The organism is Allosphingosinicella sp. (assembly GCF_036403745.1).
GTDB lineage: Bacteria > Pseudomonadota > Alphaproteobacteria > Sphingomonadales > Sphingomonadaceae > Allosphingosinicella.
Window position 1 is genome coordinate 255,311 of sequence record NZ_DASWQI010000043.1, and the last position, 13,843, is coordinate 269,153.

A 13,843-nucleotide genomic window follows, 5' to 3' on the forward strand; every position below is an offset into this window, starting at 1 on the left:
CGCAAAGGCGCTGCAACCGGGGGGAAGCAGTCACCCGGGCATGACCCCCCGTTTCGGAGGCGGCAATCGGGCAAAACCGGCTGTCCCACACAGGGACGCGGGGTGTCGGGAGGTAAAGGTTACGGCAGCCCGCCATCCCGAAGCTAAGCTGTTGGCAGACAACGGAATTCACACACTTCCCCTCCCGGATTTCCGGGAGGGGGAGGGGTGGGCTGTTGTCGGAGGCAGTGTCCCACTCCCGACCCCTCCGGGAATCCGGAAGCGGAGGAGGGCGGATCACGCGATTCGCGCCACCGCCCCGATTGTTTCGCTTCCATTCATCCGTGCGTGCGCTAAGCTCCCGGCCTGCCTTCACTTCTAGACTATGGAGCGGCCACGACGTGACCCTGTTGCTGAGCCTGCTCCTCGCCGCGGCCGCGCCCCGCGCCGCGCCGGCCGCCGATGCCAGCATCAACGGTCTCTGGTGGAATTCCGACGCCAGCGTCGCGGTCGACGTCCAGCCCTGCGGCAACCTCCTCTGCGGCACCGTCACCCATGCCGAAAAGCGCGCCGAGCTCGACGCGCGCAAGGGCGGCTACGACCATATGGTCGGCCTGCGCGTCATGTACGGTTTCGAGCATGTCGCGCAGGGCAGATGGAAGGGCAATGTGCTCATCCCGGAGCGCAAGATGAACGTCCGCTCCACCGTCACCCGCCTCGATGCCGGCCACATCAAGGTCGAGGGCTGCATCCTCGGTTTCCTCTGCTCCCACGAAATCTGGCGCCGGACGCGCTAGCTCTGCGGATTGCGCACTGCCAAGGCCGCGCTTAGGCTCTCCACTCCGTTTCAGGAGACCCCCGCGATGCTGAACCTCACCCGCCCCGACGGCTCCGAGCCGGAGGATTTCCACGTCAGCCGCCGCGCCGCCGTCGGCATGTTCTTCGCCGGCTACGCACTCGCCGCCGTCTCCGCCGAAGCCTCGCCCATCACCACCTCGACCGACGGGCTCGTCATCGAGGAAGGCTTCGTCCCCAACGGCGCGCCCAAGCCACTCCCCGCCTATATCGCCCGTCCCGCCGGCCGTGGCCGCCACGCGGCGATCGTCGTCGTCAACGAGATTTTCGGCATCCACGATTACATCAAGGACATCTGCCGCCGCCTCGCTCGGCTCGGCTACGTCGCGATCGCCCCCGATTTCTTCTACCGCTCCGGCGCCAACCTCCCGGCGATGACGAGCATCGACCAGATCCGCCCGATCGTCGCCCAGGCCGGCGTCGAGCAGGTCGACGGGGACGTCCGCGCCGTCACCACCTGGCTCAAGGCGCAATCGTTCGTAAAGCCGGCGCAGATCGGCATCACCGGCTTCTGCTGGGGCGGCGCCGTCGTCTGGCGCTCGGCGATGGTCGATCCCGACATCAAGGCCGGCGTCGCCTGGTACGGCCAGCTCAAGCCGCTCATCGCGCGCGCCGCCGAACTGAAGGCGCCGGTCCTCGGCCTCTACGGCGCCCTCGACCAGGGCATCCCGCAGGCCGACGTCGAGGCGATGCGCGCGGCGCTCAAGGCGGCCGGCAAGAGCGCGGCCGAAATCCGCGTCTATCCCGACGCCCAGCACGGCTTCCACGCCGATTACCGCGCCAGCTACAACGAAGCCGACGCCAAGGACGGCTGGGCCCGCATGCTCGCCTTTTTCAAGGCCCACGGGGTCGGGTAGGCGCTCCGTGCAAGACGCGGTGGAGGACAGAACCCGCTCATCCTCCCTGTTGCCGAAGGCGATGGGGAAGGGGACCATGCGAAGCATGGTGGAGGGGCCTTCTCGGTCTCAGTAGGGCCCCTCCACCGCACTGCGTGCGGTCCCCGTCCCCATCGGCTGCGCCGACAGGGAGGACTGGGTGTCGATAGAGGCTAGCCCTGCGCGCGCTTCCGCGGCGCGGCAGGCTTGGCGGTCTGGCCGGCCCGCAATGCCGCCAGCCGCTCGGCTACGGCGGCTTCCTTCTGCAGCGCCTCGATCTCCGCGACCCGCGCCGCCGTATCGGCCGTCGGCGCCTCGCCCGCGACGCCGCCGGCCGCCGCCACCGCGCGGCGGAACGCCGTCTCGGCCTGCTCGGCCCGGCGTTCGACCCGCGCCTCCGGCCGGCCCGGCGCCGCGTCGTCGAAGGCGGCCGCCCGCCGGGCCGACTGGAAGGCGGCGAGCTCTTCCTCCATCTGCCCCTTGCGCAGGTTGAGCGCCGTGCGGCTCTCCTCGAGCCGGCGCTCTTCCTCCGCCGCCTCCTGCTGCGCCTTGCCAAGCCGCGCCACCTGCGCCTCGATCTCGATCTGCCGCGCGATCGCCGCCTCGGCGAGATCCTCGCGGCCCTTGCTCAATGCGAACCGGGCCTGCTCCTTCAGCGTCGCGAGCTGCTCGCGCCCGCCGGCAATCCGGTGCTCGGCCTGCAGGCGCGTCTCGCGCGCCGCCTCGGCCTGGGTGCGCGCCTTGGCGATGGCGTCTTCCATGTCGCGGATCGCCTGGCGCATCAGGCTGGTGCCGCTCAGCTGCTCGGCCGCGCCCACGGCGCTGTCGAGGCCGCCGGTGACGACCTTCTGGACCCGCACGAATATCGAATCGCCCATTGCGCTTCCCCCCTGTTTCTCGCCGGATAAGCGGAGCGCCTCAAGGCCCGGTATATCGCCGAGAAAATCCTCCGCGGCAATCTCGCCGTGTCCGGCCGCGCACGCTATGCAGGCCGCGACGAACAGGGAGGCACTTCATGGGCACTCGAATTTGGCTGAGAGCGGCGGCCGGGCTGCTGTTGATGGCCGCGGCCGGCAACGCGGCGGCGCAGGCGCCGGAACGCGGCTTCCTCGCCCACCCGCTCGACGTCAAGGCCTGGCTGGCGCCGGCGCCAGCTCCCGCCTCCCTGGCGGAGGCGGAGGACGAAGCCGTCTACCTCCACACCCGCGCGATCCTCGACACGCCGCGCGGCGCCGAAGCCGCGGCGGACAATGTCTACGTTCCGGAAGCCGTCGCCCCGCGCTTCGCCGAGGCGCTTGGCACCGCCCTCACGCCGGAGGACAATCCGCTCGCGCTCGCCCTCATCGGCCGCGTCGTGAAGGACGCCGAAGCTTTGGTGGCCCCGGTCAAGCAGCCCGCCCCGCCCGCCGGCACCGGCCGCGTCCGCCCCTTCGTCGCCTTCGGCGGCAAGACCTGCCCGCTGAGGCCCGACGATTTCAAGTTCCACCTGCGCGAGAGCGGTTCCTATCCCTCGACCCACGCCGCGCTCGGCTGGATCTGGGCGTCGGTGCTGACCGCCCTCGCGCCCGACCGCGCCGACCGCCTCATAGCCCGCGGCATCGCGTTCGGCGAAAGCCGCGTGATCTGCGGCTTCCACTATCGCTCCGACGTCGAAGCCGGCCGCCTCGCCGCCGCCGCCTTGATGGCCCGCGAAGCCGCGGATCCCGGCTTCCAGGCCGCCCTCGCCGCGGCGAAACGGGAGTTCGACGCCCGCCGCCGCCGCTAAGCGGAGGTCAGCGCGGTCTCGATCGAATTGACCCAGTCCGCCATCGGCCGCGTCGAGTCGCGGTCGGCCAGCATCGCGGCGATGAGGCGCAGCGGCTCGAACAGCGCGTCGTCTTTGGCACCGCTCCCGGCGCTGCCCCACGCATCGCGGAACTCGGCGACGAGGCCGTTCGCCCGCTCGGCCGACAAGCCCTGGTCGATCAACGCCGCGAGCAGCCGCCGGCCAATCTCGCCCGTCGCGAAGGCATAATCGCCCGGCGAGGTCCGCGCGGCGAACTCCGCCGCCAATTCTTCCAGCTCGGCATGGCAGGCGGCGCCGTCGAGGCCCGAGCGCAGGGTCAGCAGCACGCTCGCCGTCACCGCCATCAGCCCCGCCTGGCAGGCTTCGGTGGGATCGCCCGCCCGCCCGAGCTTCCACGCCCGGCGATAGGCGTCGCGCATCCGCGTAAGCTCGGTATCGCGCGCGTCGCCGAGGCTGAGCTGCGCCGCCCGGTCCGCGGCCTTGACGATCAGCGCCAGCCGCTCGGCCGTCGCGCCCGCCAGCGTGCAGAGCAAGGTCAGCTGCTCCCTTATGGCCTCGATCCGCGCCAGCGCCGCGACCGGCGCTTCGTCCAGCCCCGCCGCCCCCGGCTGCAGCGCCGCCCGCAGCCGCAGCCGCGCCAGCGCCTCGACGACGCCCAGCGACGGCGCTGCATCGTCCTTCAGCGCCTCCTCGAACCAGCGGATCGCCGGCCCTTCCTCGGCCAGGGCCAGGTAGGCGCGGCCGGTCTTCGCCTCGCCCGCGGAAGCGACGGGGGCGGGTCGCCCTCGATCCTTTGAACCCGCGCGCCCACAAGTCCCTGCGCCTCGGCCTCTACGCCGCCCGCGATTATGCCGGCGCCGCCGACGCGATCCGCCGCGCCCTCGCCCTCAGCCCGAAGATGACCCTCGCCCATTCCGTCCTCGGCGACACCTTCCTGATGCGCGGCGACCTCGCCGGCGCGGCGGCCGAATACCGGCTCGAGCCGGTCGCCTGGGCAAAGCTCACCGGCCTCGCCGTCGCCGCCGCCCGCAGCGGCCGCAAGGCGGAGGCCTCGGCCATGCTCGCCGACCTCACTGCCCATTATGGCGACAGCAACGTCTACCAGCAGGCCGAGCTGCGCGCCCAGCTCGGCGACGTCCCCGGTGCCGTCACCGCCCTCCGGCGCGCCCGCGCCGTCGGCGATGTCGGCCTCGCCTACGTCTGGACCGACCCATTGCTCGATCCCGCACGGGCCGACGAAGGCTTCAAGGCGCTGCTTCCGCGCCTCGCCTGATCTTGCCAAGTCTTCCCCCGGCGGCTAAGGGCCCCACATCCCGCAAGGGTGACTGTCTCGTGTCCCGAAGGGCGCACGCTGGCCGGCGAGTTTCGCCCGCCGGCGTTTTGTGCGTTTTCGCCGGAAGCGGCAGTCTCGAAACGAAGGAAGCAGCATGTTCGACAGCCTAAGCGATCGCCTGAGCACGGTCTTCGACCGCCTGCGCGGCCGCGGTGCGCTCTCCGAAGCGGACGTGCGCGGCGCCATGCGCGAGGTGCGCATCGCCCTGCTCGAAGCCGACGTCGCGCTGCCGGTCGTCCGCACCTTCGTCGACAAGGTCACGGAAGCAGCCGTCGGCCAGCAGGTGCTGAAGTCGGTCACGCCGGGCCAGCAGGTCGTCAAGATCGTCCACGACGCCTTGGTGGACATGCTCGGCGCCGACGCCTCCGAGCTCCACCTCGACGTCACGCCGCCGGCGATCATCCTGATGGTCGGCCTGCAGGGCTCGGGCAAGACCACCACCACCGGCAAGATCGCCAAGCGCCTCAAGGAAAAGGCCGGCAAGAAGGTCCTGATGGCCTCCTTGGACGTCGCTCGCCCGGCGGCGCAGGAGCAGCTCCGCGTGCTCGGCGAGCAGGCGCAGGTCGCGACCCTCCCGATCGTCGCGGGTCAGCAGCCGGTCGAGATCGCCCGCCGCGCCCTCCAGGCGGCGAAGCTCCAGGGTTACGACGTCCTCCTCCTCGACACGGCGGGCCGCCTCCACGTCGACCAGGCGCTGATGGACGAGATGAAGGCGATCGCCGACGTCTCCGCCCCCGCCGAGACCCTGCTCGTCGTCGACGCGCTGACCGGCCAGGACGCGGTCAACGTCGCCAAGAGCTTCTCCGAGCAGGTGGCGCTGACCGGCGTCGTCCTGACCCGCCTCGACGGCGACGCCCGCGGCGGCGCGGCTTTGTCGATGCGCGCCGTCACCGGCAAGCCCATCAAGTTCGCCGGCGTCGGCGAGGGCCTCGACGGCCTCGAAGCCTTCCACCCGGACCGGGTCGCCGGCCGCATCCTCGGCATGGGCGACGTCGTCAGCCTCGTCGAGCGGGCGCAGGAGACGATCAAGGTCGAGGAGGCCGAGGCGCTCGCCAAGCGCATGGCCAAGGGCCAGTTCGACTTGAATGACCTGCGCAGCCAGCTCGCCCAGATGCAGCGCATGGGCGGCCTGAGCGGCCTCGCCGGCATGCTGCCCGGCATGAAGAAGGTGCAGGGCGCGATGGCCCAGAGCGGGGTCGACAACAAGGTCCTCGTCCACATGGACGCGATGATCGGCTCGATGACTCCCAAGGAGCGCGCCCGCCCCGAATTGCTGAACGCCAAGCGCAAGATCCGCGTCGCCAAGGGCTCGGGCCGGACCGTCCAGGAAGTGAACAAGCTCCTGAAGATGCACCAGGACATGGCGGGCATGATGAAGAAGCTGCGCAAGATGGGCGGCCTCGGCAAGCTCGGCGCCCTGTTCGGCGGTGGCGGCGGCGGTATGGGCGGACTTGGCGGCGGGGGGATGGGCGGCCTCGGCGGCGCGGGCGGCGGAATGCCTCCGATGCCCGGCGGCGGCCTGGGCGGCCTTCCCGGACCCGGCGGCGCCGCCCCGTTCAACCTCCCGCCCGGCTTCGACAAGTTCATGAAGAAGTAGAACTCCGCCGTCTCAGCCTCCGCTGCGACGACGATCCGATCAGACGAGACTTAAAAGAGAAGGACAAACATCATGGCAGTATCCATCCGCCTTTCCCGCGGCGGCGCGAAGAAGCGCCCTTATTACAAGATCGTCGTCGCCGACGCCCGCACCGGCCGCGACGGCAAGGTGCTGGAGCGCATCGGCAGCTACAATCCGATGCTCCCCAAGGATTCGGCCGAGCGCGTCAAGCTCGACGCCGACCGCGCCCGCCACTGGCTCTCCGTCGGCGCCCAGCCGACCGACCGCGTCGCCCGCTTCCTCGACGCCGCCGGCGTCCGTGAGCGCGCCCAGCGCAACAACCCGAACAAGGGCGCGCCGGGCGACAAGGCCAAGGACCGTGCCGAGGAGCGCGCCACCCGCGAGGCCGAAGCCGCCGAAGCCGCCGAAGCCGCTTCCGCCGCCAGCCAGGAAGAGACCGTCGAAGCGATGACCGAAGCCGTCGAAGAGGCCACCCCCGAGGCCCCGGCCGAGGAAGCCGCCGCCCCCGCCGAGGAGGCTCCCGCCGCCGAGGAGGCCGCCGCTCCGGCCGAGGAGGCTCCGGCCGCCGAGGAAGCCGCCGCCGCCGAGGAGGCTCCCGCCGCCGAGGAAGCCGCTGCCCCGGCCGAAGAGGCTCCGGCCGCTGAAGAAGCCGCTGCCCCCGCCGCCGAAGAGGCTCCCGCCGACGCCCCCGCCCCCGACGCAGGCGAAGCCACGCCCGCCGACGAAGCGTCCAACGAGGGCGTCTCCACCACCGAGCCGGCCGAAGGTTCGGAGGAAGCCGCTCCGGCCGAAGGCGCCGAGAAGGCTGAGTAAGCCTTGGACGACGAGATCGCCCTCGCCGCGATTGCCGGCGCGCACGGCATCGCCGGCGAGGTGCGCCTCAAGCTGTTCGCCGCCGGGCTCGAGAGCCTCAAGCGGCACAAGCAGGTGAGGGTAGGGGGCCGCGCCCTCACCCTCACGTCCTTGAAGCCCGCCAAGCAGCCCATCGCCCGCTTCGCCGAGATCGACGACCGCACCGCAGCGGAAGGCTTGCGCGGCCAGCTCGTCACCATCTCCCGCGCCGCCTTGCCGCCGCTGGAGGAGGGCGAATATTATCACGCCGACCTCATCGGCCTGCCCTGCGAAAGCGCGGCGGGAGACCCGCTCGGCACGATCGTCGCGGTCGAGAATTTCGGCGCCGGCGATCTCCTCGAGATCGAGAAGCCCGACGGCCGCCGCGCCCTCGTCCCCTTCCGTCCCGGCGTCGCCGACCTCCACGACCGCCGCGTCGTCGCCGATCCGGATTTCCTCGCCTGACGCAGGCGCGGCGCGCGTCCGCGCCGTGGGGCTGAGTCGACCCTGATCCGATGAGACGAGAACCTCCCTCTCCCCGGCGGGGAGAGGGCAGGGTGAGGGGGCTCGGCGGTGGGAGGTCATCCTCGGGCGCCGAACCCCCTCGCCCCAACCCTCTCCCCAGGGGGAGAGGGGGCTAAAGGCCGGAGCCCGACCCAACCTGGACCGAAGTCCTCACCCCGCCCATCGGCCGATGGGCGAGCCGCTTATCCGATTCACACCTTCAAAGATGCCACCCACACGACTCGGCGACGGTGCAAGTGTACCGAATCCGTTCTACAATGTCAAGCTCAAAAGCGGAACATCATCCCCGCCGCGCCCGCCGCGCGCCGATCTGCAGCCGCAGCGCATTGAGCTTGATGAACCCCGCCGCATCCCTTTGGTCGTAGGAGCCCGAGCCCTCCTCGAACGTCACCAGATCCTGGTCGTAAAGCGCCACGTCGCTCTCCCGCCCGATCACGGTCACATTGCCCTTGTAGAGCTTGACCCGCACCGTCCCGCTGACATTGCGCTGCGACAGGTCGATCGCCGCCTGCAGCATCTCGCGCTCCGGCGAGAACCAGAAGCCGTTGTAGATGAGCTCCGCATAGCGCGGCATCAGCTCGTCCTTCAGATGCCCCGCGCCGCGGTCGAGCGTGATCGACTCGATCCCCCGATGCGCCGCCAGCAGGATGGTTCCGCCCGGCGTCTCGTAGACCCCGCGCGACTTCATCCCGACGAACCGGTTCTCGACCAGATCGAGCCGCCCGATGCCGTTGTCGTGGCCAAGCTCGTTGAGCCGCGTCAGCAACGCCGCCGGCGACAGCGCCTCGCCGTCGATCGACACGGGATCGCCCCGCTCGAACGCGATCGTGATCACCGTCGCCTTGTCCGGCGCATCCTCCGGCGAGATCGTGCGCTGGTGCACGTACTCGGGCGCCTCGATCGCCGGATCCTCCAGCACCTTCCCCTCCGACGAGGAGTGGAGGAGGTTGGCGTCGATCGAGAAGGGCGCATCGCCCCTCTTGTCCTTGGCGATCGGGATCTGGTTCTTCTCGGCGAAGTCGAGCAAAGCCTCGCGACTGGCGAACTCCCACTCCCGCCACGGCGCCACCACGCGGATGTCGGGCTCCAGCGCGTAGTAACCGAGCTCGAAACGGACCTGATCGTTGCCCTTGCCCGTCGCGCCGTGACACACCGCGTCTGCGCCGACCTTGCGGGCGATCTCGATCTGCTTCTTGGCGATGAGCGGCCGCGCGATCGAGGTGCCGAGCAGATACTGGCCCTCATAGACCGTGTTCGCCCGGAACATCGGGAAGACGTAGTCGCGGACGAACTCTTCGCGCAGATCCTCGATGAAGATGTTCTCCGGCCGGATGCCGAGCAGCTCCGCCTTGCGCCGCGCCGGCTCGACCTCCTCGCCCTGGCCGAGGTCGGCGGTGAACGTCACCACCTCTGCGCCATATTCCGTCTGCAGCCACTTCAGGATGATCGAGGTGTCAAGCCCGCCCGAATAAGCGAGCACGACCTTCTTGGGATGGGGCAAGGTCATGAGGGTTCCTGGATAAGCTTACGAAATTGGTTGGCCATCGCGCCGGGAACGATCTCGTCCTTCAGCGCCACAAAGAGCGTGTCGTCGCCCGAAATGGTGCCGGCGACCTCGGGCAGCCTGGCCTGGTCGAGCGCGACGCCGACGATATGGGCCGATCCCGGCGGCGTCTTCAGCACCAGCATGTGGCCTGCGGTCTCGACCGTCAGCACCCATTCCGAAAAGATGCGGGAAAGCCGCGCCGCCGCCCAGTCGCTGTCGCCGATCTCGGCGGGGAGCACATAGCGGATCGAGCCGCCCTTCTTGACCTTGACCGCGCCAAGCTGATCGAGGTCGCGCGACACCGTCGCCTGCGTCACCTCGAGCCCCGCCGCCGCGAGCCTGGCGGTGACCTCCTCCTGGCTGGTGATCGGCTCCTGCCGAAGCAGGTCGGCGATGATCCGCTGCCGGCGCATGCGCGCGTCGGTCATCTGAAAAATCCTCCCCTTTGAGGGGAGGGGGACCATGCGAAGCATGGTGGAGAGGTGTCAGAAGCCGAGGAGAGTCGCCCACGCTGACACCTCTCCGTCAGGCCTGCGGCCTGCCACCTCCCCTCGAAGGGGAGGATTTTGGCTGGACGGATCACGCCCCAACCCCCATCAACCACGCCAGCGCGCCGCGCGCCGTGTGCATCCGGTTCTCCGCCTGCCGCCACACCGCGCTGCTGGGCGCTTCCATCACCTCGTGCGTCACCTCCTCGCCCCTCTTGGCGGGAAGGCAGTGGAGGAAATGCGCGCCCGGCGCCCGCGCCATCAGCGCGGCATCGACCTGGTAGGGCGCGAACGCCTTCATCCGCGCCTCGGCCTCATCGTCCTGGCCCATCGACACCCAGACGTCGGTGTAAACGACGTCCGCTCCCTCGACCGCCTCGACGGGATCGGCGACCTGCCGCACCCCCTCCGGCGCCTGGCCGAGCCGGTACCCCTCGGGGCTGGCGATGACCAATTCGGCGCCGGCCATCGTCGCGGCCTCGGCCAGCGAGCGCGCGACATTGTTGTCGCCGTCGCCGATATAGGCGATCCGCGCCCCTTCGATCCGCCCGCGCAGCTGCTTGACCGTCAGCAGGTCGGCCAAAGCCTGCAGCGGGTGGTCGCGGTCGCTGAGCATGTTGAGCACCGGCCGCGGCGACACCGCCGCCATCTTCTCGAGATCGCGATGGTCCATCACCCGCGCCGCCACCACCTCGTGGAAGCAGGCGAGGGTCCGCGCCACGTCCTCGGCCGTCTCGCGCGTGCCGAGCCCGACCTCGTCCTTCTGGATGTAGACCGGATGCCCGCCCAATTGGACGACCGCCATCTCCATCGAATTGCGCGTCCGCGCCGACGGCTTCTGGAAAACGAGCGCGACACCCTTGCCAGCCAGCGGCCGGCCGAGATCGGTGCGCTCCGAAAGCGCCAGAATCTCCGCCACCCCCGCGGCGCCGAGGTCCGCGATGCTCAGCAGATGGCGCGTCACCAATTCTTCTCCCGCCGGATCATCGTGCCGATGCCCTCGTCGGTCAGCAGCTCGATGAGCAAAGCATGATGCACCCGCCCGTCGATAATGTGCGCCGTGCCCACCCCGGCGTCGACCGCCTCGGCGCACGCGCGAAGCTTCGGGATCATGCCCTTCGACACGCTGTCATGCTCGATCCGCTCGAAGAGCTCGGTCGACGTCAGGCGGTGGATGAGGCTCGCCTCGTCGGCCGGATCCTCGAGGAGCCCGGGGGCGGCGGTGAGGTAGACGATCTTCTCCGCCGCCATCGCCACCGCGATCGCCCGCGCCGCCTCGTCGGCGTTGATGTTGTAGGGCTGGCCGCCCGTGTCCGCGCCGATCGTCGAGACGACCGGCGTCAGCCCCTCGTCGAGCAGCCGCTCGAGCACCGAGGCGCGCACCATGCTGACGTCGCCGACGAAGCCCAGGCTCGACTCGCGCGGCGTCACCGTCAGCAGCCCGCCATCCTCGCCCGACACGCCGACCGCGACCGGCTCCTCCGCCGCCTCGCGGTTGATCGTGCCGACCAGGTCGCGGTTGATCTTGCCGACCAGCACCATCCGCACGACCTCGAGCGTCTCCGCCGTGGTCACCCGCAGCCCGTCCCGAAATTCGGGCTTCATGCCCAGCCGCCGCATCATCACGTCGACCTGCGGGCCCCCGCCATGGACGAGCACCACCCGCATGCCCACCGAGCGGAGCAGCAGCACGTCCTGCGCCAGCGCCCGGTCCAGTTCGGCATCGAGCGCCGCCCCGCCCAATTTCACGACGACAGATCGGCCCGCAAAGCGCTGGATGTAGGGCAGCGCCTGGACGAGGACGTTCGCGGTATGCGTCGCGTCTATCATGAGGTTTTCGAATTCTCTTTGATGTAGCCCGGCCCGAGATCGATGCCGATCACCTGCGCCGCGCCCGAGCCGAGCCCCAGCGCCACCTCGATGTCGATCTTCTCATTGGCCATGTGCGCCGCCACCGCGTCTTGGTCGTGCTCGGCATTGGTGCCGCCGCGCGACACGATTATGCCGCCGTAGGCGACCTCCGTCTTCTCCGGCTCGAACGCGATGCCCGCCGATCCCGCCGCGCCGAGCAAGCGCCCCCAATAGGGATCGCCGCCATACCAGGAGCATTTTACGAGATTGTTCTCGGCGATGTTCTTCGCCGCAACCCGCGCCTCCGCGTCCGACGCCGCGCCGGTCACCTTGAGCAGCACCATCTTGGTCATGCCCTCTGCATCGCGCGCCATCTGGTAGGTCAGATCCTCGCAGACCTTGTGCAGCGCGTCGGCGAACTCCTTCATGTCCGGCCTGCCGCGCCGCCCGTTGGCGAGCACGATCACCGTGTCGTTGGTCGAGGTCGCGCCGTCGACGTTGAGCGTGTTGAACGTCCGGTCGGCGGCGTCGCGCAGGATCGCCTGCAGCTCGGCCTGCTCGACCTCCGCGTCGGTGGTGAGGAAGGCGAGCATCGTCGCCATGTTCGGCGCGATCATGCCGCAGCCCTTAGCCATCCCGCCAAGCGTGAAGGTCGAGCCGTGCACCACGGCCTCCTTCTGCTTGTGGTCGGTGGTGAGGATGCCGCGCGCCGCATCTTCGCCACCCGCCTTGGACAGCTTCTTGGCGAGCTTTGGCGTGGCGGGGAGGATCTTGTCCATCGGCAGCCGCGTCCCGATGATCCCGGTCGAGCAGACCAGCACGTCGGACGAATCCACCCCGAGCGCCTTGGCCGCGACGGCCCCCATCTCCTCCGCATCGGCGAGGCCCTCGGCACCGGTCCCGGCATTGGCGTTCCCGGAATTGACGATCACCGCCGCCGCTTTGCCGCCGTTTGCCGCGAGCAGCCGGCGGTCGAGGATCACCGGCGGCGCCGCGAACTTGTTCTGGGTGAAGACGGCGGCGGCGGTCACCGCCTGCCGATCCTCGGTCGCGACCAAAGCCATGTCGTAGCGCTTGCGCTTGACCCCGGCATGGCACCCCGCCGCGACGAACCCCTCGGCTGCGGTGACGCTCATGGCCAGACTCCCACGCGGGGCAGCCCGGCGGTCTCGTCGAGGCCGAGCATCAGATTGGCGCACTGGATCATCTGGCCGGCGGCTCCTTTCACCAAATTGTCGAGCGCCGCGATCGCCAGCACCCGGCCGGTGCGCGGATCGTGGCGGGCGGTGAGGTGGACGGCGTTGGACCCCAAGGTCCACTTGGTTGAGGGGGCGCGTTCGGAAACGTGGACGAACGGCTCGGCCGCATAAGCTTCGCGCAGCGCCGCGAGGGGATCGCACGGCCCCTTCGCCATGCCGTAGCAGGTCGCCAATATGCCGCGGTTCATCGGCGCGAGGTGCGGCGTGAACAGCAATGTGCCGCCCAGCGCCATCTCCATCTCGGCGGTGTGGCGGTGGCCGAGAAGGCCGTAGGCGCTGAAATTCTCGTCGACGCTGTTGAAGTGCGTCTCGTCCTTCAGCCCCTTGCCGGCGCCCGACACGCCGGACGCGGCATCGACGACGATCGTCTCAGGATCGATCAGCCCGATCAGCGGCTTCAGCGCCAGGATCGCCGAAGTCGGATAGCAGCCCGCCGCCGCCACCGCCTGGCTCGCCGCGATCGCCTGGCGGTTCAGTTCGGGGATGCCGTAGACGAAATCGCCGAGCAGTTCCGGCGCCTGGTGCGGCTCCTTGTACCAGCGCTCGTAATCCTCGGCGCTATCGAGCCGGAAGTCGGCGCCCAGGTCGACGAACTTGGCGCCCGTGGCCAAAATCTCCGGCGCCAGCGCCTGCGAATGGCCATGCGGCAAGGCGGCGAAGATCAGCTCGGCGCCGCGCAGCGCCTCAGCCGAATAGCGCTCGACCACCAACTCGGGATAGGCCAGCGCCAGATGCGGGTGCACCTCGGCGAGACGCTGCCCGGCCTGGCTGTCGCCGAACACCGCGACAGGCTCGAGGCCGGGGTGCATCGCCAGTAGCCGCAGCAATTCCGCGCCCACAAAACCGGACGCGCCAAGGATCGCCACACGAATCATCGGCGGCGCATGCAGAAAACTG

At 69.9% G+C, this 13,843-nt stretch carries 15 protein-coding genes and 1 pseudogene; 8 read left to right on the forward strand and 8 right to left on the reverse strand.

All coding sequences use genetic code 11. From position 1 onward, the window contains the following. Positions 1 to 380 precede the first annotated feature (380 nt). A complete protein-coding gene (locus VGC56_RS07910) occupies positions 381 to 776 on the forward strand; it encodes a DUF2147 domain-containing protein (RefSeq protein WP_464124335.1) in 396 nt (131 codons plus the stop codon). Between the two features lie 66 nt (positions 777 to 842). Further along, the gene (locus VGC56_RS07915) at positions 843 to 1,691 is read left to right on the forward strand and encodes a dienelactone hydrolase family protein (RefSeq protein ID WP_464124336.1); all 849 of its coding nucleotides are present in this window, start codon (positions 843 to 845) and stop codon (positions 1,689 to 1,691) included. Positions 1,692 to 1,882: 191 nt separating this feature from the next. Here the strand turns inward: VGC56_RS07915 and VGC56_RS07920 are convergent, their stop codons facing one another. Further along, the gene (locus tag VGC56_RS07920) at positions 1,883 to 2,587 is read right to left on the reverse strand and encodes a PspA/IM30 family protein (RefSeq protein ID WP_464124337.1); all 705 of its coding nucleotides are present in this window, start codon (positions 2,585 to 2,587) and stop codon (positions 1,883 to 1,885) included. A gap of 137 nt (positions 2,588 to 2,724) precedes the next feature. On the opposite strand from VGC56_RS07920, the gene VGC56_RS07925 reads away from it, so the two are divergent. Further along, complete coding sequence (locus tag VGC56_RS07925; protein WP_464124338.1) at positions 2,725 to 3,474, forward strand: phosphatase PAP2 family protein; 750 nt, start codon at positions 2,725 to 2,727, stop codon at positions 3,472 to 3,474. Here the strand turns inward: VGC56_RS07925 and VGC56_RS07930 are convergent. Next, on the reverse strand, positions 3,471 to 4,028 hold the full coding sequence (locus VGC56_RS07930; RefSeq protein ID WP_464124339.1) for a hypothetical protein: 558 nt from the start codon (positions 4,026 to 4,028) through the stop codon (positions 3,471 to 3,473). The two genes, VGC56_RS07925 and VGC56_RS07930, sit on opposite strands and share 4 nt — an antisense overlap. A 16-nt stretch (positions 4,029 to 4,044) precedes the next feature. On the opposite strand from VGC56_RS07930, the gene VGC56_RS07935 reads away from it, so the two are divergent. The 5 genes and pseudogenes from VGC56_RS07935 to rimM all read left to right on the forward strand — a co-directional run bounded on the left by VGC56_RS07935 (position 4,045) and on the right by rimM (position 7,742). Continuing rightward, on the forward strand, positions 4,045 to 4,230 hold the full coding sequence (locus VGC56_RS07935; RefSeq protein ID WP_464124340.1) for a hypothetical protein: 186 nt from the start codon (positions 4,045 to 4,047) through the stop codon (positions 4,228 to 4,230). A 58-nt stretch (positions 4,231 to 4,288) separates the two neighbouring features. Beyond that, positions 4,289 to 4,768 (forward strand): tetratricopeptide repeat protein, encoded by a 480-nt coding sequence (locus VGC56_RS07940; RefSeq protein WP_464124341.1) that lies wholly within the window; start codon positions 4,289 to 4,291, stop codon positions 4,766 to 4,768. Between the two features lie 154 nt (positions 4,769 to 4,922). Then, positions 4,923 to 6,425, forward strand: a complete 1,503-nt coding sequence (ffh, locus tag VGC56_RS07945; RefSeq protein WP_464124342.1) for a signal recognition particle protein — start codon at positions 4,923 to 4,925, stop codon at positions 6,423 to 6,425. A 72-nt stretch (positions 6,426 to 6,497) separates the two neighbouring features. Continuing rightward, positions 6,498 to 6,989, forward strand: a pseudogene (rpsP, locus tag VGC56_RS07950) (30S ribosomal protein S16); the annotation flags it as partial. Positions 6,990 to 7,262: 273 nt separating this feature from the next. Beyond that, positions 7,263 to 7,742, forward strand: a complete 480-nt coding sequence (gene rimM / locus VGC56_RS07955; RefSeq protein ID WP_464124343.1) for a ribosome maturation factor RimM — start codon at positions 7,263 to 7,265, stop codon at positions 7,740 to 7,742. A 340-nt stretch (positions 7,743 to 8,082) separates the two neighbouring features. Here rimM and VGC56_RS07960 read toward each other — a convergent pair whose 3' ends face one another. The 6 genes from VGC56_RS07960 to argC form a co-directional block, all read right to left on the reverse strand. Beyond that, the gene (locus tag VGC56_RS07960; RefSeq protein WP_464124344.1) at positions 8,083 to 9,309 is read right to left on the reverse strand and encodes an argininosuccinate synthase; all 1,227 of its coding nucleotides are present in this window, start codon (positions 9,307 to 9,309) and stop codon (positions 8,083 to 8,085) included. Then, positions 9,306 to 9,776, reverse strand: coding sequence for an arginine repressor (argR, locus tag VGC56_RS07965; protein ID WP_464124345.1), 471 nt, complete (start codon positions 9,774 to 9,776; stop codon positions 9,306 to 9,308). Before argR ends, VGC56_RS07960 begins: the two co-directional genes overlap by 4 nt. 151 nt (positions 9,777 to 9,927) lie before the next feature. Beyond that, positions 9,928 to 10,800 carry an ornithine carbamoyltransferase gene (gene argF / locus VGC56_RS07970; protein WP_464124347.1) on the reverse strand — a complete coding sequence of 291 codons (873 nt, stop codon included), beginning with the start codon at positions 10,798 to 10,800 and terminating at the stop codon, positions 9,928 to 9,930. Further along, positions 10,797 to 11,666 (reverse strand): acetylglutamate kinase, encoded by an 870-nt coding sequence (gene argB / locus VGC56_RS07975; protein WP_464124348.1) that lies wholly within the window; start codon positions 11,664 to 11,666, stop codon positions 10,797 to 10,799. Before argB ends, argF begins: the two co-directional genes overlap by 4 nt. Continuing rightward, complete coding sequence (argJ, locus tag VGC56_RS07980; protein ID WP_464124349.1) at positions 11,663 to 12,823, reverse strand: bifunctional glutamate N-acetyltransferase/amino-acid acetyltransferase ArgJ; 1,161 nt, start codon at positions 12,821 to 12,823, stop codon at positions 11,663 to 11,665. Before argJ ends, argB begins: the two co-directional genes overlap by 4 nt. Further along, complete coding sequence (argC, locus tag VGC56_RS07985) at positions 12,820 to 13,821, reverse strand: N-acetyl-gamma-glutamyl-phosphate reductase (protein ID WP_464124350.1); 1,002 nt, start codon at positions 13,819 to 13,821, stop codon at positions 12,820 to 12,822. Before argC ends, argJ begins: the two co-directional genes overlap by 4 nt. Positions 13,822 to 13,843: the final 22 nt, after the last annotated feature.